Below are 19,577 nucleotides of genomic sequence, written 5' to 3'. Positions count from 1 at the left end.
GCCGGGACAAGCGGTGCTCCGCCACAGGCAAGAGAGGTTGCCGACGCAGGCTCAGCCCGAGCGCAGCAGTTGCACGCCCCAGTCGCGCTCGAACAGATAGAGCAGCAGCCGGGCCGCCTCGCCGCGCGGACCGGCAAGGCCGCCGTCGCGCTCGATCAGCAGGCGCGCATCGTCGTGGGCGAGCGGCAGCAGCTTGGTGATCTGTTCGAGGCTGGCGATGCGGAACGGCGTGTCGCCCGACTGGCGCGTGCCGAGCAGTTCGCCGCCGCCGCGCAGTTGCAGGTCTTCCTCGGCAAGCCGGAAGCCGTCCTGCGTCTCGCGCATCAGGGCGAGGCGCTGGCGGCCGGTTTCGGACAACTGGTTGCCGCGCAGCAGCAGGCAGGTGGACTTTCCCGAACCGCGCCCCACGCGCCCGCGCAGTTGGTGCAGCTGGGCAAGGCCGAAGCGCTCGGCCTGTTCGATCACCATCAACGTGGAATTGGGCACGTCGACGCCGACCTCAATCACCGTGGTCGCAACCAGCAGCTTGGCCTCGCCCCGGGCGAAGCGTTCCATCGCCGCGTCCTTGACCTCGGGCCGGAGCTGGCCGTGGACCAGTGCCACGGTATCGCCGAAGCGCTCCTTGAGCGCCGCATAGCGGGCCTCGGCGGCGGCAAGGTCGTCGGTCTCGCTCTCGTTAACCATCGGGCAGACCCAGTAGGCCTGCTGCCCCGATCTCGATATGGCGCGTCAGCGCGCCGACGACGTCGTCCATGCGCTCCACCGCGACGACGCGGGTATCGATCGCCTGACGGCCCGGCGGCAGTTCGTCGAGTTTGGAGACTTCCATCTCGCCGTACTGCGCCAGAGTCAGCGTGCGCGGGATGGGGGTCGCGGTCATCGCCAGGGTATGCGGCGCGCGGCGTCCCTTACGCGCCAGCATCAGTCGCTGGCCGACGCCGAAGCGGTGCTGCTCGTCGATCACCACCAGCGCGAGGTTTTTGTACGCGACGCTGTCCTGGAAGATCGCATGCGTGCCCACGACGATCTGGATCGAGCCACCCAGCAGCCCCATCAGGATCGCCTCGCGCGCCTTGCCCTTGTCGCGCCCGGTCAGCAGCGCGATCTCGACGCCGGTGCCCTGCAGCATGCGCGAGAGCGTCTCGTAGTGCTGGCGGGCGAGGATTTCTGTCGGAGCCAGCAGCGCGGCCTGCGCGCCTGCCTCCACCGCGATCAGCATCGAAGACAGCGCCACCACCGTCTTGCCCGAACCCACGTCGCCCTGCAGCAGCCGCAGCATCGGCGAAGGCTGCGCCAGATCGCCCTCGATCTCGCCGATCGAGCGGGCCTGCGCGCCGGTCAGCGCGAACGGCAACTTCAGCTTAGCCCGCAGCGAGCCATCTCCGACCAGCGGCGTGCCGCGCTGCGAGCGGTTGCTTTCGCGCACCAGCATCAGCGCCAGCGCATTGGCGAAGAGTTCGTCGTAGGCCAGCCGGTCGCGCGCGGGGTCGTTGACGCCGCGATGCGCCTCGGTCAGCGCCTCGCGCCAGAGCGGCCAGCCGGTCTTGGCGGTGAGGCTGGGCTCGATCCATTCGGGAAGCTCGGGTAGCGCCTTCAGCGCCTGCGCCACCAGCGACGCTGCGCGGCCCTGCGTCAGCCCTTCGGACAGAGGATAGACCGCCTCGCACAACTGCCCGATCGGCGCGGACGAGATCCTCCGACACATGTTCGGGATGCACGATCTGGAGCATCTGGCCGTACTGGTCGATCCGCCCCGCCACCCAGCGCGTCTCGCCGACGGGCAACTGCTTCTTGCCCGTATAGGAGGCGCGGCCGAAGTACGTGACGGTGCAGATGTTCCCCACCGCGTCCTCGGCGATCACGCGGAACGGGCCGCGCCCGCTGGGCGAGCGGTGTTCACGCACGGTGAGCGCGACGATGACGTTCTCGCCCACGCCCGCCTCGTCGAGGTTGGTGATCGCGCGCCGTTCCACGAAGCGGTCGGGCAAGTGATACGCAAGATCCCTGATCCGGGTAAGCCCCAGCTTTTCCAGCGGCTTGCGCAGCTTGGGACCGACGCCTTCGAGCGCCTCGACTTCGACGAACAGGGAATTGAGAGCTTCAGGCCGCATGACGAGCGCCTCTTAGCGCGAGTGGGGACCGTTTCGCCAGAGCAGGCGGAACCTTGTCCGTCATCGTGCGGTTGGCTCCCCTGTAACAATGAAGGAGAAGCCCATGCTCTTGCCGAACGGAACCGTGTTCGCGATCGTCGACGGAGAGAACTTCGAACTCTATCGCAACACGGGGGCGGAAGCCGAACCCCGACTGGCGGCGATGGACGTACCCGAACTGGAGGCGACCAACTTCAGCGCCGGCGCCCGCCGCCTCGACGGCCCCACCCGCCATCAGGCCCGCACCGGCGACGGCAGCAACGATGCGCTCGATGAAAGCGCCCACGTCGCGGCGGTGACGGGATGGCTGAACAGCCAGGTGCTCTCGCGCGAGATCGACCAGCTGGTGGTCGTCGCGGACCCGCGCTCGCTGGGCGAAATGCGCAGGCATTACCATAAGCAGCTCAAGGACGTGCTGGTGGCCGAAGTGCCCAAGAACCTCGCCGGTCGTCCCGCACAGGAGATCACCCGCATCCTGCATGGCTAATGCGCGAACTTGCCCATGCCCGCGCCGCATTGTAACGGCGCGGGCATGAGCGAACTTTCACCCCGCCTCGCCCGCCTCAAGTTCCGCGCCTGGCATCGCGGCACCCGCGAGGCCGACTACATGATCGGCTGCTTCTTCGACCGCTTCCACGCCGAATGGTCGGATGCGGACATCACCCTGTTCGAGACCATCATCGAAGAGGAAGACGTCGATATCATGGGCTGGGCGCTCGGCACTATGTCGGTGCCCGAGGAATATCGCGGGCCGATGATCGATAGGATGATGAAGCTCGATTACGTCGAGATTCCGAGGGACTGATCGGAACGATCCGGCTTCGCTGCGCTCGCAATGACGACTGAAGTGAGGCCGTCGGACTTTACAGCCCGCCCAGCAGGTGCCCGCCATCGACCGGGATCACCACCCCGGTCATGTAGCGCGAGGCATCCGAGCACAGCAGCATGAGCGGCCCGTCGAGATCCTCGAAATTACCGAAGCGCCGCTGCGGAATGCGCTTCGCCATCGCATCGCCCAGCGTACTGGAGAGGAAATCGCGGTTCATGTCCGTGGCGAAATAACCCGGCGCCAGCGCATTCACGCGGATACCGTAGCGCGCCAGTTCCAGCGCCATCTGTTTGGTCATCTGCACCACGCCCGCCTTGCTCATAGCATAGACCGCTAGTTGCCCGCCTTGCGCGAGCCCTAAGATCGACGCGATGTTGACGATCGCCCCGCCCTCACCGCGATCGCGCATGCCCCTCGCGACTTCGGTAGCGACGAGAAAGGCGCCGCGCAGGTTGGCGTTCATGATGTGGTCGTAGTCCTCCACCGTCGCATCGAGCACCGGCTGGGCGCTGGATACGCCCGCGTTGTTGACCAGCACGTCGATGGCGCCTGCCTGCCCGGCGGCCTCGCGGATGCTGGCAGGATCGGTGACGTCGAGGGATACGCAGGTGGCATCGCCGATCTCGGCGGCCAGTTCCTCCAGCGCATCCATGCGCCGGGCCGCGAGCACGACATGGGCACCGGCGACGCTCAGCACCTGCGCAAAATGGCGGCCGAGGCCGCTGGATGCGCCGGTTATCAGTACGCGCTTGCCTTCGAGGGTGGTCATGATGCTCTCCATTTCTCGCAGCTACCGTTCGTCATTGCGAGCGTAGCGCAGCAATCCAGGGCCAGCGTAACACTGCCCTGGATTGCTGCGCTACGCTCGCAATGACGAGAGTGGGAGCGATCCGCAGACATGACACCTTGCGCGGGAAGATGATTGTATTTCCCCTTCGCCCCGCATATCCCGCCAATCACCCCTGTCATGACTGATTTCTCCCGCATCATCACGGCCTCGGCGCCGTTGACCCTCGCTTCGGTCACTCGCGGTTCGCAGCCGCTGGTCATGGCCGACCTTGCCCGCGCCATTGCTCCGAAAGGCCGCGCCGTCTTCGTCGCGGACAACGACCAGGCGATGAGCGCCGTCGCCAGCGCCGCGCAGTTCTTCGCGCCCGAACTGGAGGTCATCGAGTTCCCCGCGTGGGACTGCCTGCCCTACGACCGCGCCAGCCCCGCGCTGTCGGTCAGCGCCCGCCGCCTCGCCGCGCTCCATGCGTTGCAGTTGAAGCGACAGGGGCCGCAGCTTCTCGTCACCACCACCAATGCCCTGCTCCAGCGCGTGCTCACCCCGTTCCGAATCCGCGAATCGGTGCGCCTGCTCAAGCCCGGCATGGAGATCGGCCACGAAAGCCTGATCGGCCTGCTGCGCCGCCAGGGTTACCAGCGCACCGACACCGCGATCGACGCGGGCGAGTTCGCGGTGCGCGGCTCGATCTTCGACATCGTGCCCTCGGGCCTAAATGCCGGAGAAGGATCGGGGGCGGCCTGCGCCTCGACTTCTTCGGGGACGAGCTGGAAACGCTGCGCCTGTTCGACACCGGCACCCAGCGCTCCAGCGGCACCGTGCCCGACCACCTACTGCTGCCCGCCAGCGAAGCTCTGATGGACGAGGATACCGTCAAGCGCTTCCGCACCCGCTACCGCGAGATGTTCGGCACCAACGCCACGGCCGATCCGCTCTATCAGGCGGTCAGCGACGGCCGCCGCCTTGCGGGCATGGAGCACTGGCTGCCGCTGTTCGAGGACCGGCTGGTCACCCTGTTCGACCACCTCGGCCCCGATGACCTGATCGTGATGGACACCGCCGCGATCGGCGCCGTGGACGAGCGCGTCACCGATATCGCGGACTATCACAAGGCCCGCCTCGAAACCTCGGGCCAGAAGGCCGGCTCCTACCGCCCGCTGGCAACCGATCTGCTCTATCTCGGCAAGGACGAGCTGGACGAACTGATCGCCGCCCACCCGGTCCACCGCGCCGATCCCTTCGCCCAGCCGGAAAGCGGCAAGGTGATCGACTTCGGCTTCGGCAACGCGCGCGATTTCGCCCCCGAGCGCGCCCGCGGAGACAATGCCTACGAGGCGGCCGCCAAGCACCTCCACGCCATCGCCAAGTCGGGCCGCAAGGCGATCCTCGCCGCCTACTCGCCCGGCAGCCGCGCCCGCCTCGTCTCGATACTCGGCGAAGCGAAAGGCCCAGAGCCGCGCGTCTCGGAGACCTGGCAGGAAGCGCTGGGCCTTGCCGTGCAGGGCCGCTCCGCCGCGCTGGTGCTGCCGCTGGAGACCGGCTTCTCCAACGATCCCGTCGAAGTCATCACCGAGCAGGACATTCTGGGCGACCGCCTTGTCCGCCGGAAGAAAAAGAAGAAGGATCCTGACGCCTTCCTCGCCGAACTGGCGGCGCTGACGCCGGGCGATCTCGTCGTCCACATGGACCACGGCATCGGCCGGTACGAAGGCCTGCAGTCGATCCCGGTCGGCAAGAGCCCGCACGACTGCGTGATGCTGACCTACTCCGGCGGCGACAAGCTCTATATCCCGGTCGAGAACCTCGACGTCCTCTCCCGCTACGGCAGCGAGGCGGAAGGCGTCGCGCTCGACAAGCTGGGCGGCGAGGCTTGGCAGAAGCGCCGCGCCCGCCTGAAGGAGCGCATCCGCGAGATCGCGGGCGAACTGATGAAGACCGCCGCCGAACGCGCGCTGCGCGAGGCGCCCGCGCTCGTCGCCGAGGAATCGAGCTTCAACCAGTTCGTCGACCGCTTCCCTGGCAAGAAACCGAGGACCAGGAAGCCGCCATCGCCGATACGCTGGAAGACCTCTCCAGCGGCCGCCCGATGGACCGCCTCGTCTGCGGCGACGTTGGCTTCGGCAAGACCGAAGTGGCCCTGCGCGCCGCCTTCGTCGCGGCGATGGCGGGCCAGCAGGTCGCTGTCGTCGCGCCGACCACGTTGCTGGCGCGCCAGCACTTCTCCGGCTTCGCGGACCGGTTCGCGGGCTTCCCGCTCAACGTCGGCCGCCTCTCGCGCCTCGTGCCCGAGAAGGAGGCCAAGGCCACCCGCGACGGTCTGGCCGACGGCACGATGGATGTGGTCTGCGGCACCCACGCGATCCTCTCCAAGACGGTCAGCTTCAAGCGCCTTGGCCTCGTCATCGTCGACGAGGAACAGCGTTTCGGCGTGAACCACAAGGAGAAGCTCAAGCAGCTTCGCGCCGACGTGCACGTGCTGACGCTCACCGCCACGCCGATCCCGCGCACCTTGCAGATGGCCATGTCGGGCCTGCGCGAACTCTCCACCATCCAGACTCCGCCGGTCGACCGCCTTGCGGTGCGCACGTACGTGATGGAATGGGACGAGATGGTGATGCGCGAGGCCCTGCTGCGCGAACACCACCGCGGCGGCCAGAGCTTCATCGTCGTCCCCCGCATCTCCGACATGCCCGAGATCGAGGACTGGCTGCACAAGAACGTGCCCGAGGTGAAGTACATCTCCGCCCACGGCCAGATGAGCGCGGGCGACGTGGAAGAGCGCATGAGCGCCTTCTACGAGGGCAAGTACGAGGTGCTGCTCTCCACCACGATCGTGGAAAGCGGCATCGACATCCCGCGCGCCAACACGATCATCATCCACCGCGCCGACCGCTTCGGCCTCGCCCAGCTCTACCAGCTGCGCGGCCGCGTGGGCCGCTCCAAGCTGCGCGCCTATGCCTACCTGACAACGCCGCCCGACCGCGCGCTGTCCGAAGTGGCCGAAAAGCGCCTCAAGGTGCTGGGCGATCTCGATCTGCTGGGCGCGGGCTTCCAGCTCGCCAGCCACGACCTCGATATTCGCGGCGCGGGCAATCTCCTTGGTGACGAGCAGTCCGGCCACATCCGCGAAGTCGGCTTCGAACTCTACCAGTCGATGTTGGAGGACGCGATCCTCGCCGCGCGCGCGGGCGGTGTCGGGCTGGAGAAGGACACCTCGGGCCTGTCCCCGCAGATCACCGTCGAAGCGCCGATCATGATCCCGGAAGAGTACGTACCAGACCTCGCCGTCCGCATGGCGCTCTACCGCCGCCTGAACGATGCGGATCTGCGCGCCGAGATCGAATCGCTCTCCGCCGAGATGATCGACCGCTTCGGCCCCCTGCCCCAGCCGACCGCGAACCTCGTCCAGCTTATCCAGATCAAGCGGCAGGCGATCGAGGCGCACATCGCCAAGATCGACGTGGGCCCGCGCGGGACTTTGGTGAGCTTCCACAACGACAGCTTCCCGAACCCGGTTGGGTTGATCGCCTATGCCGAGCGGCTGAACGGCGCGGTAAAGCTGCGGCCGGACAACAAGCTGGTGCTGCAGCGCGCATGGGGCGATCCAAAAAGCAGGCTCAACGGTTTGCTGCAGCTGACCAAGGGGCTGAGTGCAGTGGCGCGCAAGGGGTGACCCCTTGTCCTGACCGCAATCAGTGTGTATTTATTTACACATGCATCGTGACAGCAAAGCCATCATCAAACGGCTTGAGGCCGAAGGATGGCAGCATGTCTCGACCCGAGGCTCACATGCCAAGTACCGCAAGGACGACCGCACACTGATCGTACCGCATCCGAAGAAGGATTTGCCGATCGGCACCGCGCGTTCGATCGCGAAAATGGCAGGTTGGCTATGACAGGACGATTGCCGTGAAATACTTCTACGCCATCATGCACAAGGACGAGGACAGTGCCTACGGCCTGACCTTCCCCGACCTGCCCGGCTGCTTCGCCGCCGCCGATCGCGCCGAGGACATTCTGCCGAAAGCCTGCGAAGCCCTCGAACTGTGGTTCGAGGACCAGCCCTGGCGCGAACCTACACCGCTCGACGGGATCGAAAGCGAAGATGGAGGCACGCTGATCGCGGTCCCCTGGATCGTCAACGATCATCGCGTGGCGCGGGTAAACCTGTCGATCGAACGCGGTATACTCGACGCGATCGACAAAGCCGCGGCCGAACGCAGCCTGACGCGCAGCGCTTTCATCGCGCAGGCCGCGCGTAACGAGATACAGGGCGCGCATTGAGGTGCATGCAGGGGTTTAGCACCCCTGCTTCCCGTGAAATGTCAGAGGTTGCGCGCGAAGGAGCGTCGTGCTCTCACTGTGATGTTTAGAACAGATAGGCAGCGGCGCTTTTGAGGCCCTGTCACCCTGAACTTGTTTCAGGGTCCATTAGGCAGACTTAGCCGGAAGGTAGTGCCGCAGAGCTGCCCCCTCGGTTTGCTTGCGCTACGGCAGAGTTACACGGCGCGATGGACCCTGAAACAAGTTCAGGGTGACGAGGGAAACAGCGAAAAAAGCGCCGCAGGCCACAAATCAGCCCGCAATGCGCACCCCGCTGCACGCGCCACGCCGACAGATATCGGGGGTGCAGGGGGCTATGCTCCCCTGCTTTCCTCTTTCTTCCCTTCAGCCCGGGCCAACTTAGCAAACATCGCCGCACTCATGGGCTGCGCCCGCAGGAACCCCTGGAAATACGCGCAACCCTCGCGCGCGGCGACCTCACGCTGGCCTTCTTCCTCGATCCCTTCGGCGATCACTTCGAGGTCCAGCGCCTTCGCCATCGCCACGATCGCGCGCAGTACCGCAACGTCGCGGCGGTCGGTGGTCACGCCGTCGATCATCGAGCGGTCAAGCTTCAGGTAGTGGATCGGCAGCACCTTCAGGTAGCGGAAGTTGCAGAACCCAGCCCCGAAGTCATCGAGCGCGATGCGGATGCCTTGCGCCGAGAATTCCGCCATTGTCTGCGCGACCATCTCGATATCGGCGATCAGCGCCTGCTCGGTGATCTCCAGCGTCAGCTGCCGCAGCGGGAAGCCGGTCTCGCGGATCAGCTCGAACATCTGCCGGGTGTAGCTGGCGAAGGCGAGGTCGGCGGGCGTCACGTTGATCGAGAGCCGCAGCTGGCCCGGCCATGCCCGCGCGGCGAACATCGCCTTGCGGGCGATATGGCGGGAAAGCGGCCCGATGTGGTCGGCGCGCTCGGCGATGGCGAACAGCGCACCGGCGCCGATACGGCCGAGTTCCGGGTGGTTCCAGCGGGCGAGCGCCTCGGCGCCGGTCAGCCGGTCGTCGGCAAGGTTGAACTGGGGCTGGAACAGCACCTCGATCTCGTCGCGGTCGATGGCGACGAGGAGGTCGGCCTCCAGCTGCTGCGCCGAGCGGCCGGGCGGGGTCACCTCGCCATCGGCCCAGGCGAGGCGGGTTCCGGCCTGCTCGTAGGCCTCGCCCAGCGCGTGACCGAGACGGTCGAGCATCGATCCGACGCTCTCGCCGGTCAGCGCGCGGATCAGCGCGACACGGGGGAAAGGCGCAGCATGCCGGTGCTGACCGGGATCGGCCGTGCGATCATGTCGGCCAGCTGGTCCGCCACAAGCTGCCAGCGCTCGCGGCTGCAGGCCTCGTTGGCGACGAGAAGGAAGCTGCCGCCGCCTGCGCGCGCCAGCAGCCAGGGGCCGTCGAGTTCCTGTTCCGCGAAGTGGCCGATGCGCGCGGCGACTTCCTCCAGCGCGCCGTCGCCCGCGGCCTCGCCATAAGCCATGTTGATCGCATCGAGGCGGCGCAGGCTGAGCAGCATGGCGTGGACATGCGCCAGGTGCGGCATCAGCGCCGGGTCTTCGCGCCACGCGGCGATGCGATCGTGGACTGCGTCGAGCCCGGGAATGCCTGACAGACGATCCTCGATCCGCTTCGCAGGATTGCGGACCCGATCTTTCATGCCTGCATCGTTCAGTTTAACGCCCATCACGCCGCCATAACCCAAACCCCTTGCAAAACCCTTCAAAATTCGCGAGCCCCGGTCCCGGAATGGGACCTTCGGAAAACATGATGGGGAAAGACGTGAAGCTGGCGCTCATCGTCTCCGACAGCGCCAAGGCCCAGGCCGGGGCCATGCTCCTGCGCGATCTCGCATCCATGGGTGTCCTCGCAGGAGGCCGACGTGCTGGTCGTGCTGGGCGGAGACGGCTTCCTGCTGCACGTGTTGCACGAATTGCTGGACCATGATCTCGATCAAGCCGGTCTACGGCATGAACCTGGGCACGCTGGGATTCCTGATGAACGGCCCGCTCGAGGATGGCGAGACCATTGCCCGGCGCGTGGCCGAAGCGCACCCGGTCCCCGTGCGCCCGCTGTGCATGAACGCGGTGACGCAGAGCGGCGAACGCTTCAGCTACTATGCCTTCAACGAAGTCTCCCTGCTGCGCGAGACGCGCCAGACCGCGAAGATCGAAGTCCGCATCAACGGCCGGGTACGCATGGAGGAACTGGCGGGCGACGGCATCCTGCTGGCAACGCCGGTGGGCTCCACCGCATACAACCTCTCGGCCCATGGCCCGATTCTGCCGCTGGGTTCGCGCATGGTGGCGATGACGCCGCTCAACCCGTTCCGCCCCCGCCGCTGGAAGGGCGCGATCCTGCCGGAAAGCGCGAGCGTGGAGCTGCGCATCCTCGAGCCCGGCAAGCGCCCCGTCGCCGCCGTCGCCGACCACAAGGAAGTGCGCGATGTCGCCATCGTGCGGATCAGCGCGACGGCGGAAAAGGAGCTGACCCTGCTGTTCGACCCCGGCTTCACGCTGGAGGAGCGGATCTTCGCCGAGCAGTTCCAGGTCTGAAGGAAGAAATTTCGAAAATAGATCAGATTTTCTGCATCACGGGGTTGCCAAGGCCGATGAAGCTGTTATTGGCGCACCCCTGCCCGGCGGTGGTAACACTGACAGGCTGCTCCCCGATAGCTCAGCGGTAGAGCATTCGACTGTTAATCGAATGGCCGTAGGTTCGAATCCTACTCGGGGAGCCAACTTCTTCCGCTCCAGATCATGATCCCAGGATGATGACCGCTCGCCCCCAAACGGGCGCGCGACAGCGGATAATACTTCCAAAGATCAGCTTCTTACCGTCTCCGATCGAATCCGGTTCGGCAGCCCGCGGCCGGCTGCGAAGTCGCTTACGCTCTGCAGTGTGGTCCGCGCGATCGCGTCCAGTGCTTCTTCGGTGAGGAATGCCTGGTGGCCGGTCATCAGCACGTTGGGGAACGTCAGAAGCCGCTGCAGCAGGTCGTCGTCGATGATCTCGCTGGACAGGTCGTCGAAGAAGACCCCCGCCTCCTGCTCGTAGACATCGAGGGCGACGCCGCCGACGCGGCGCTGCTTGAGCGCCTCAATCAGCGCGGCGGTGTCGATCAGGGCGCCGCGACTGGTGTTGACCACGACAAGACCCGGCCGCGCCGCTGCAAGCACGGCGGCATCGATCAGGTGATACGTATCCGGCGTCAGGGGACAGTGCAGCGTGACGATCTCCGATCTCGCGCAGCAAAGCCTCGCGCTCGACGTAGCGCACGCCGATTTCGACCAGCCCCTCATCGACCACCGGATCGCTCGCCAGCACGTCGCAGCCGAACCCGGCGCGCAGCGTGCGGGCGACGAGAGCGCCGATCTGGCCGGTGCCGACGACGCCCGCCACCCGGCCACGGAGATTGCGGCCGACAAGCCCGTCCAGCGCGAAGTTGTTCTCCCGCACCCGCGACCACGCGCGGTGGATCTTGCGGTCGAGCGAGAGCAGCAGCCCGACGGTGAATTCCGCTACGGCATGGGGCGAATAGGCGGGCACCCGCACCACCGCGATTCCGAGCCGGTCGGCGGCGGCAAGATCCACGTTGTTGTACCCCGCGCACCGCAGCGCCAGCAGCCGCACGCCTGCACTCGCGAGCGCTTCGAGCACGGCCCGGTCGGCCTTGTCGTTGACGAAGACGCAGACCGCCTCGTGCCCTTCGGCGAGCCGGGCGGTCGAGAGCGTCAGGGGAGCATCGAGGAACTGCAGGTCGAAACCATGATCCGCATTGGCAGCTGACAGAAACGTGCGGTCGTAGCTACGGGTGCCATAGACGGCGATGCGCATCGTTCGACCTCGTTCGAATGGACCGGCGCGACGATGCCCGCCCCGGCAGGTCCTGTCCACCGCGGCCTTGCGCCGGACCGCATCGGGGCTATCGTAAGGCCATGTCTCACATCCGCATCGCCACCCTCTCCGCCCTGCTTCCCATGATCTTCGGCGCGGCGCCGGCCCTCGCAGCCCTGTCGCCTGCCGAACGCCAGATCGTGACCACCGCCGATGCGGGCACGGAAAGCGATATCGCCCTGCTCGAAAAGCTCGTCGCGCAGAACAGCGGCACCCGTAATCTTGACGGCGTGCGCAAGGTGAACGCCATGGTCGCGCCCGAATTCGCGGCGCTGGGCTTCGAGACGCGCTGGGTGCCGATGGATGCGGTGGGCCGCGCCGGGCACCTCATCGCCACGCACAAGGGCAAGCGCGGGACGACCCGGATGCTGCTGATCGGCCATCTCGATACCGTGTTCGAGCCAGGCTCCCCTTTCCAGACCGCCCGGCGCGAAGGCACCATGCTGCACGGCCCCGGCGCGGCGGACGACAAGGGCGGCGTCGTGGTGATGCTCGCCGCACTCAAGGCGATGAAGGCGGCGGGCACGCTGGCGGGCGCCAACATCGAGGTCGTCCTCACCGGCGACGAAGAGGCAGCGGGCGAGCCCGTCAGCCTGGCCCGCGCCGACCTGATCGCTGCGGGCAAGCGGGCCGACGTCGCGCTCGATTTCGAGGGGCTGGTGATCGTCGACGGACAGGACTACGGCTCGGTCGCGCGGCGCTCGGCGGGGATTACACGATCACCGCCAGCGGGATCACCGCGCATTCGAGCGGCATCTTCTCGCCGGAGGTAGGCGACGGCGCCGTCTTCGAACTCGCACGCATCATCACCGCCTTCCGCGAGGAATTACCCGAGCCCAACCTGACCTTCAACATCGGCCTCGTCGGCGGCGGCGCCACGGCAGCGCTCAGCGGGGACGAGGCGCAAGTCACCGCCACCGGCAAGACCAACATCATCCCGCCCGTCGCGATCGCCAAGGGCGACTACCGCGCTCTGACGCCCGAGCAGGTCGAGCGGGTCAAGGCCAGGATGCAGGCCATCGTCGCCCGTCACCTGCCGCGTACCGACGCGGCCATCCGTTTCAAGGACAGCTATCCGCCGATGGCACCGACACCCGGCAACCAGGCGCTGCTCGACCGGCTCAACACGATCAACGCCGACCTCGGTTTGAAGGCCATGCCCGCGCTCGACCCGCTGAAGCGCGGTGCGGGCGACATCAGCTTCGTCGCACAGTACGTCGATGGACTGGCAGGGCTCGGCCCGTCGAGCAGCGGCGATCATACACCCGAGGAGCGCGTCGACCTTTCCAGCTTCCCACGCCAGATCAAGCGCGCCGCCCTGCTCATGACGCGCCTGAGCCGTGAGCCTGCCGGGCGCTGACAGCGTTTTCCGTCATGATGCATGCCCTGATCCGCGCCATCGTAAATTAACCATTTGCTGCCAGACGGCCCCGGCCATAAGGGGCCGCAAATGAGCTTTCCGGACGTCGATACGCTGCGCCTGTGCAGCATCCTCGCCTCGATGGCGTTCGGCATCGTCTTCACGGTGCTGTTCCTGCGCGCCCGCAGCGAGCGGCACTTCCTGTGCTGGGGCATGTCCTCGCTGCTCTACAGCGGCGCGATCCTCGCCTTTTCGTTCGCGCCGCTGCGCACCCCTGTCATCGTCACCCTGCTCTATGCAGTGCTGGGAATGACCAACGTGCTGCCGGTGGCCGGGGCTCGCCTGCTGGAGGGACGCAGCGCCTTCGTACGCTGGATGATCATTCCCATCGCCAGCGCGGCCATGGGCCATGGCCTGCCGCTTGTGTTGGGCGCCGCGGGGCTCGTTCAGCCCTACGGCATCTGGCAGACGATAGGCGATGCGCTGGGCCTGTCGATCTCGATGGGGCTTTCCGGGTACATCCTGGCCTTCACCGGCAACGCGGCGCAATCGTCCGGGCGGCGCATGGCGGGGCTGTCGATGCTGGCCTACCTGCCGGGCTACATGCTGTCGATCGTCGCGACGGTTTGGGCGATGCCCGGAGACGAGTGGGTGGCGCTGCTGGCCATGCTGTCCGACCAGATCCTGCTCGGCGTGCTCAACCTCGGCCTGCTGGCGATCCCGGTGGAACTGGTGCAAAGCCGCCTGCGCGACGCTGCCTTGCGTGACATGCTGACGGGCGCATGGAACCGTGCCGGGCTGGAACATGTCTCGCCGCAATTCCTGGTCGCGGGCGCAGGGATCGTCGCGCTCGACGTGGATCATTTCAAGTCGATCAACGACCGCTTCGGCCATGCCGCCGGAGACGAAGTACTTGCGACGATCGGACGGGAAGCCCGGCAACTGGCCGAGAAATCGGCGGGCCAGGTCGTCCGCCATGGCGGAGACGAGTTTCTCGTCCTCCTGCCGCCCGCACAGGATGCCGAAGTCTTTGCGCAGGCGTTGAAAGCCTTCCTTGCCGATCACGGCGCCGGATCGGGATGGGGCGTGAGCATCGGCATGGCGCAAGTCGCGGCCGAGGACACCACTCTGGACGATGCGGTGAAACGGGCCGACGCGGCGCTCTATCAGGCCAAGGCAGCCCGGCGCCCTCTCCTGCCTGTCCTCTGAAATCTCAAGCCAGCGCCAATCCTCCGGCGCCGACACAGGATACGACCAGCGCGAATTGCAGAACGCGGCGAAAGCGCGAAGGTGCGATCGGCGCAAAGGCGATGGTGAGGACCAGCAAGGTTCCGATCCAGAAAACAGCCGCGAAGGGCGCTCCGTTACCTATGACAAAACGCGCCACCAGCGTCAGCGCGAGCGCCATGGGACTTCCCCAGACGACCGCGTCCCAGGCCTTGAGCAGCCGCGGTTCATCGTGCCCGCGCCGCCGTCGTTTGCCGAGCCAGATATACGTACCTGTCGCGCAGATCGCAGTCAGTGCCATGCCGAACAGGACATAGGCCAGCTTCACCGGCAATCCGCCGAAACTACCGAAGTGGAGTTGGTAATTGGATGCCGCCGCCTGCTGCCCCAGTTCACCGTCTGCCAGCCCGGCAACGCCAAGGAAGCGCCCTTCCGCATCGAACCTATAGGTCTCGCCGAAAATCAGGCGCCTTGCGTGTAAGGCGGAAACCTGGATTTCCTGTCCGCGCGTCAGCGGATCGTGGAGCGTCACGTAAGTAATCGTCACCTTCGGGTAGCGGCGCGCCATGTATTCAAGCGCTGCCGCCACGTTCGGCGCCGGAGCATGCCGCTTGTCGGGCTTGCCCTCCTCTCCGAACAGGGGCTGGTAGACCGCCTCGATATCGCCGCCATAGTCCAGCGACGCGATGGCATAGGCCGTGATCGAGCCAAGCCCGATCACCGCGCCGGTCAGTGCCACCGCCACGGTGAAAGGCAGCGACCACACGCTCATCCGGTTGTGCCAGTCCGCAAGCCCGGGTCCGGTCTGGTTGCGCGCCCGCAGCAGGAAGGCATCGCGGAAGATGCGCGGATGGGCGATGACGCCGGTGAGTGAAAGGGCCAGCATCATCACCCCAAGAACGCCGACCACGGAAATGCCCACCAGCGCGGGCAGGTTCAGCGTGTAATGAAGCTCCACCAGGAAATCGGACCAGCCGATCTCCTCGGCATTGGCCAGGCGCCCGTCGGACTCGACATGAGTGGCGCGGGTATCAGTGGTGACCGTTGTGCGCGGCAATTCTTCCACGGGCATGTGCACGTAGAGGTGCGTGGTGGTCGAGCCGCCGCGCTCGGCGTTCAGCGCCGCCTCTACCGCGCGCTGGACCGCGCCGGGCGCAATGGCGGTCATCTCAGGCGCTTTGTCCTGCTCGACGCGCTGGAGTTCGGCGTAGAAGACCGCGATCGTCCCTGTCAGGCTGACGATGTAAAGCAAGGCGCCGGCGACAAGCCCCATCGCAGCGTGCGCCCATAGCGCGCGTTTGACGGTCGAAGCATCGGGAGCGGTCGTCATGAGAGCAATCCTGCCGCCAGCGTCGGCCATGTCGGCAGGCTGGCGATGGCCAGCACCTTGACCTGTCCGCGTCGTACGGGCTGCATCAGAACGGCGTAGGCGATGAGCATCCATAGGATCGGCATCGCGAAAAAGGCCAGCGCCAATGCATTGGCCTCGCTCCAGCCCAGCATCCGCCCCAGCGCAGCAAGAGCCAGCCCCCGCCTGCTGAAGGCAGTACCGGGACTATGCCGACCAATGTGAACGTCAGCAGGCGTCCGCCAAGGCGAAGCGGCTCACCGCTTTCCGGCAGCATCCCGGCACGGCGGTTGGAAGCGCCAGCCCTGCCGGGTTCAGACCTCAGGCCGGCCCAGGCCAACAACACGAAAGCGGCGCCCATCGTCCAGAGCACTGCGACGGATGTGCCCCAGGCGCCATCGGCCAGCCAGCCGACTACGATCGCTATAAGCAAGAGCGCCCAGCCGGCCGCATTCAACGGCATCGATCGCCGGGCCTGCGCCCATGCGAGCCGCAAGGTTACAACCCCGGTTACGCCCGCCGCGGAGGCGAAGGCAAGCAGCACATCGTGACCTGTCATGGCCGGCCGCTCTGGCGTAAGAATCGAAACGCGCGCATCTGGCCCTCTAATTGCTCACCGAGCAACTAATGCGAGCAATTTTCAATATCAAGCAAGCGCCGCGATCCGCTGCGGCAAAGGCCATTACAACGAGCATACGCCGAAGAAGGGCGCGACTTTCGCCCCGCCCTTCTCCTCCGCCAATCAGAACTTGATCGAGACGCCCGCTGCCATGCGATCGGTATGGTAATCGCCTTGGCGCGCGATCGCGTATTCGATGCGCATCTTGATGCCGTTCGTCAGCTTGATGCCCAATTGCCCGCCGGCCTCGAACGAGTCCTTGTTGGCATCGACGCTCGATACCAGCCAGTCTGCGGCGCCCAGTTCGGCGGTGCGCACAGCGGTCGCGTCCTTCAACTCGTGGCGCCAACTGCCGAACACGCCGACCTCGACCGGATTGCCGACCCCGATCGCCAGTTCCGCGCCGAGTTTGGTGCGCGCGCTCGTCCACTTCTCGCTCGGCATGGTGAGACCGACAACGGTTGAGCCGGATTCGGACACCGAGCCGGCCTTGCTGCGCGCGATCTCGATCCCCGCCACAGGCCGGATCACCGAGCGATCACCGAACTTCACATCCAACTTGGCCTCCAGGGCCGCCGTCAACGTCTTGATCTTGTAGCTGTCAGTCGCCTGCAGGTTGCCAGTAGTCAGGCCGACATTGCGGACCGTATCCACGCTCGCCTCGTTGTAGCCTGCCACGAGGCCAAGCGAGAGAGCGCCGAAGCGATGCGCGCCATAGACGAAGGCAGACCAGGTCTCGATGTCCGCCGAACTGCCGACGTCGTTGAACATGTCGCCATCGGTATAGCTGCCGCCGACGCCGATCCGGGTGCCGTCGATATTGACGGCGTTCACGCCCGCGATCACGCCGTGGGACTTGCGGTCATAGCCATAGGCGATGCCGTCCTCGCCCACTTCGGTGGACTGGCCGATGTAGCGGCCCCAGGCGGTAGCGCCCTTCCGGGTCGATTCCACGCCGCACCCGTCTTCGGCACCCTGGGGCGGCGGGTCGGTGAACTGGCCGGGCGATTGCACGGCCGGAGGGCAGCCCCAAGGCTCTTGCGCCGCGCTCAGCGCCGTCTGGCTGATGTCACGTGCCGAGTTCAGCGCCATCTGCATGGTGTCGGCGTGGATCTCGCCGCTGACCTGCGAGAAAGCGTAGCCCAGTTCATCGCCATCGTAGCCATAGAGGCCATTGAACAGCGCGTAATAGGTACCGCTGCGCACTCCGGCAGCCGGACGAAGCGGATCGAGCCCCGCCGCCGCCCATACGGCGTTGCGCTTCCATCCATTGGCCGCCCCGAAAGTCGCGAAGCTGACGGGGGTTACGGCCGCAAGAACCTGCGTCGGGCGATAGATCACGTCGAAGCGGGTGTTGGCGGCGAGGCCCGAGGTCGGCTGCGTCACCGAATCGAAGGCTCCCGAACCGACCGCGCCGCCATCGACGATGACGAACGTATCACCCACCACCGGCGTGAAGGTGTTGTTGCCGCCGGCGATCCCGCGCAGTGTCGGCGCGAGAATACCGTTGGGCTGGAACGTCGCCCCGGTAGTCAGCGCAAGGCGATCGTAAGTGCCCGCGCCGCCTGCCGGGTTGTAGGTGCGGCCGTCGATCTCGACTTCGAAAGTGGCATCGTCGGCCAGCGTCACCTCGCCTGCCGCGACCACCAGCGTTCCGGGGCTGTTGCCCGGGGCCAGCGTGCCGCCTGAATTGACCGTGACGTCCGCCACGATGGTGCCGCTGCCGCCCAGCCGCGCTCCGTCGTTGACGGTGACGCTCGCGGCCGAGAGTGCCGAGTTGACCAGCAGCGCTCCGCCATCGACGGTGAAACCTTCGTTGAGAGTGCTGATCGCGCTCGAAAGCGTCAGCGTGGCCGCGCCGGTCTTGGTCATGCCGCCGACGCCGGTGAGCCCGCCGGTCAACCCGACGTCGAAGCCATTGCTGTCGATCGTGCCGCCCTGGCTCTGGACGGTGAAAGCCGTGGCCACATCACCGCCCGAGGCGAACTGCAGCGTACCGCCGACGAAGTTCGGATTGACGTCCCCGTCGTTGACCTCCTGCGTCGTGTAGAAAGCTTTTGCGAGATCGATGTCGGGAATATCGCCGCCGATCGGGATCAGCACGTCCGAGCCTCGCGTGATGTCCGTAGTCGGGTCGAAGTCCACGTTGGCGTTGGCAGCGGGGACGGCATTGCCGAAGCCATCGACATAGACGTAGCCGACATGCGCGCCGTAAGGACAGTCAAGCGCCACGAACAACAGATCGTAATCATGGCCCGAGACCATGTCGATGTCCTCGACCTTCCAGTCGCTGGTCACATAGTAACCGGCCTGACGGAAGATCGTTGTATTCTGTGCGGTATAGGCGCTGTAGGCGATGTTGTTGATGATCTTGCCGGTCGTCTTGTCCACCACCTTGATGATGAACGAAGGACTGTCCGTCGCCCCGTGCGACGGCTCCAGCACCGCGTTCCAGGCGTAGTAGAGCTTGTTGCCGGTATAGTTGGCGACCGACTGCGAAAGCGCGGTGACGCCGTAGTTGGGATTCATGTCGTTCAGCCGAACGGCGTGGTTGCCCGCGAAGACGGTCGGCGTACCAGTAGTGGGATCGAGTTCCCCGGCATTGGTGATGGTGTAGGAATTGGGCGCTCCGGACCAAGTGGAGTCCGCAGGCGGCCATTGCGCCGTGCTGGTCCAGCTGCCCCCGGTCAGCACCCAGCCGGAAGTGTCGCCGGTCTCGAAGCCCGGATTGACCACGGCCTGCCCCCAGACCGGCGCCGCCAGCGCCAGAGATGCGGTCAGTGCCATGGCGCTCACCGCCATACGGGCACGCTTCGGGTTCACGGCAAGCGTGTTGGGTGTCGCACTACCAAACATGATATCCCCCTCATGAAGAGGCGAAAGATGCCTCTGCACAGGGACTAACCCACCCAAATACGGGCGAACAGTAATCAACCCTGTCAGGAACATTACAAGGCTAGTTATATTATTAACAAGTCGATATTTACTTATGATTACTTCTGCACACTCAATATAATAAGCCTCTAAAATACATATGAAAAGG

At 65.9% G+C, this 19,577-nt stretch carries 11 protein-coding genes, 1 tRNA gene and 5 pseudogenes; 9 read left to right on the top strand and 8 right to left on the bottom strand.

The genetic code is table 11. From position 1 onward, the window contains the following. Positions 1–51 precede the first annotated feature (51 nt). Positions 52–2,111, bottom strand: a pseudogene (gene recG / locus KZO24_RS05085) (ATP-dependent DNA helicase RecG). Between the two features lie 103 nt (positions 2,112–2,214). Between recG and KZO24_RS05080 the strand changes: the two are divergent. After that, a complete protein-coding gene (locus KZO24_RS05080; protein WP_008832325.1) occupies positions 2,215–2,637 on the top strand; it encodes a baeRF12 domain-containing protein in 423 nt (140 codons plus the stop codon). 45 nt (positions 2,638–2,682) lie between these two features. Beyond that, positions 2,683–2,955 (top strand): FAD assembly factor SdhE, encoded by a 273-nt coding sequence (locus KZO24_RS05075; RefSeq protein ID WP_271181035.1) that lies wholly within the window; start codon positions 2,683–2,685, stop codon positions 2,953–2,955. 58 nt (positions 2,956–3,013) lie between these two features. Here KZO24_RS05075 and KZO24_RS05070 read toward each other — a convergent pair whose 3' ends face one another. Continuing rightward, positions 3,014–3,748, bottom strand: coding sequence for an SDR family oxidoreductase (locus KZO24_RS05070; RefSeq protein WP_271181036.1), 735 nt, complete (start codon positions 3,746–3,748; stop codon positions 3,014–3,016). Between the two features lie 198 nt (positions 3,749–3,946). Between KZO24_RS05070 and mfd the strand changes: the two are divergent. The 3 genes and pseudogenes from mfd to KZO24_RS05055 all read left to right on the top strand — a co-directional run bounded on the left by mfd (position 3,947) and on the right by KZO24_RS05055 (position 8,050). Next, positions 3,947–7,439 (top strand): annotated as a pseudogene (mfd, locus tag KZO24_RS05065) (transcription-repair coupling factor). A gap of 40 nt (positions 7,440–7,479) precedes the next feature. Next, positions 7,480–7,662: a type II toxin-antitoxin system HicA family toxin gene (locus tag KZO24_RS05060; protein ID WP_271181038.1), complete on the top strand. Its 183-nt coding sequence runs from the start codon at positions 7,480–7,482 to the stop codon at positions 7,660–7,662. 13 nt (positions 7,663–7,675) lie between these two features. Next, positions 7,676–8,050: a type II toxin-antitoxin system HicB family antitoxin gene (locus tag KZO24_RS05055; RefSeq protein WP_271181039.1), complete on the top strand. Its 375-nt coding sequence runs from the start codon at positions 7,676–7,678 to the stop codon at positions 8,048–8,050. Between the two features lie 353 nt (positions 8,051–8,403). Here KZO24_RS05055 and KZO24_RS05050 read toward each other — a convergent pair whose 3' ends face one another. Beyond that, on the bottom strand, positions 8,404–9,282 hold the full coding sequence (locus KZO24_RS05050; RefSeq protein ID WP_486486937.1) for an EAL domain-containing protein: 879 nt from the start codon (positions 9,280–9,282) through the stop codon (positions 8,404–8,406). 32 nt (positions 9,283–9,314) lie between these two features. Beyond that, positions 9,315–9,743: a diguanylate cyclase domain-containing protein gene (locus tag KZO24_RS05045; protein WP_486486936.1), complete on the bottom strand. Its 429-nt coding sequence runs from the start codon at positions 9,741–9,743 to the stop codon at positions 9,315–9,317. An 89-nt stretch (positions 9,744–9,832) separates the two neighbouring features. Between KZO24_RS05045 and KZO24_RS05040 the strand changes: the two are divergent. Then, a pseudogene (locus tag KZO24_RS05040) lies at positions 9,833–10,638 on the top strand (NAD kinase). Positions 10,639–10,748: 110 nt separating this feature from the next. Beyond that, a tRNA-Asn gene (locus KZO24_RS05035) sits at positions 10,749–10,823 on the top strand. Between the two features lie 85 nt (positions 10,824–10,908). Here the strand turns inward: KZO24_RS05035 and KZO24_RS05030 are convergent. After that, positions 10,909–11,920: pseudogene (locus KZO24_RS05030) on the bottom strand (2-hydroxyacid dehydrogenase). Between the two features lie 101 nt (positions 11,921–12,021). On the opposite strand from KZO24_RS05030, the pseudogene KZO24_RS05025 reads away from it, so the two are divergent. Together KZO24_RS05025 and KZO24_RS05020 are read left to right on the top strand one after the other, a co-directional pair. Further along, positions 12,022–13,340 (top strand): annotated as a pseudogene (locus tag KZO24_RS05025) (M20/M25/M40 family metallo-hydrolase). Positions 13,341–13,430: 90 nt separating this feature from the next. Further along, on the top strand, positions 13,431–14,549 hold the full coding sequence (locus KZO24_RS05020) for a GGDEF domain-containing protein (RefSeq protein WP_271181044.1): 1,119 nt from the start codon (positions 13,431–13,433) through the stop codon (positions 14,547–14,549). 4 nt (positions 14,550–14,553) lie between these two features. Here KZO24_RS05020 and KZO24_RS05015 read toward each other — a convergent pair whose 3' ends face one another. From KZO24_RS05015 to KZO24_RS05005, 3 genes are all read right to left on the bottom strand, one after another. Further along, positions 14,554–15,897, bottom strand: a complete 1,344-nt coding sequence (locus KZO24_RS05015) for a PepSY-associated TM helix domain-containing protein (protein ID WP_271181045.1) — start codon at positions 15,895–15,897, stop codon at positions 14,554–14,556. Further along, the gene (locus KZO24_RS05010; RefSeq protein ID WP_486486935.1) at positions 15,894–16,070 is read right to left on the bottom strand and encodes a hypothetical protein; all 177 of its coding nucleotides are present in this window, start codon (positions 16,068–16,070) and stop codon (positions 15,894–15,896) included. The genes KZO24_RS05015 and KZO24_RS05010 overlap by 4 nt, the downstream gene beginning before the upstream one ends. Before the next feature lie 587 nt (positions 16,071–16,657). Beyond that, positions 16,658–19,390 (bottom strand): autotransporter family protein, encoded by a 2,733-nt coding sequence (locus KZO24_RS05005; RefSeq protein WP_271181047.1) that lies wholly within the window; start codon positions 19,388–19,390, stop codon positions 16,658–16,660. Positions 19,391–19,577 lie beyond the last annotated feature (187 nt).

This window comes from Novosphingobium sp. NFX11, from assembly GCF_057376415.1.
Note: the sequence above shows the minus strand (reverse complement) of the source record. Positions and strands in the feature narration are given on the sequence as shown.

Bases quoted from the DNA above. Each gene is read 5' to 3' on its own strand.
- KZO24_RS05080 (WP_008832325.1), top strand. From the start codon at position 2,215: ATGCTCTTGCCGAACGGAACCGTGTTCGCGATCGTCGACGGAGAGAAC.
- KZO24_RS05075 (WP_271181035.1), top strand. From the start codon at position 2,683: ATGAGCGAACTTTCACCCCGCCTCGCCCGCCTCAAGTTCCGCGCCTGG.
- KZO24_RS05070 (WP_271181036.1), bottom strand. From the start codon at position 3,748: ATGACCACCCTCGAAGGCAAGCGCGTACTGATAACCGGCGCATCCAGC.
- KZO24_RS05060 (WP_271181038.1), top strand. From the start codon at position 7,480: ATGCATCGTGACAGCAAAGCCATCATCAAACGGCTTGAGGCCGAAGGA.
- KZO24_RS05050 (WP_486486937.1), bottom strand. From the start codon at position 9,282: ATGCTCGACCGTCTCGGTCACGCGCTGGGCGAGGCCTACGAGCAGGCC.
- KZO24_RS05045 (WP_486486936.1), bottom strand. From the start codon at position 9,743: ATGAAAGATCGGGTCCGCAATCCTGCGAAGCGGATCGAGGATCGTCTG.
- KZO24_RS05020 (WP_271181044.1), top strand. From the start codon at position 13,431: ATGAGCTTTCCGGACGTCGATACGCTGCGCCTGTGCAGCATCCTCGCC.
- KZO24_RS05015 (WP_271181045.1), bottom strand. From the start codon at position 15,897: ATGACGACCGCTCCCGATGCTTCGACCGTCAAACGCGCGCTATGGGCG.
- KZO24_RS05010 (WP_486486935.1), bottom strand. From the start codon at position 16,070: ATGCTGGGCTGGAGCGAGGCCAATGCATTGGCGCTGGCCTTTTTCGCG.
- KZO24_RS05005 (WP_271181047.1), bottom strand. From the start codon at position 19,390: ATGTTTGGTAGTGCGACACCCAACACGCTTGCCGTGAACCCGAAGCGT.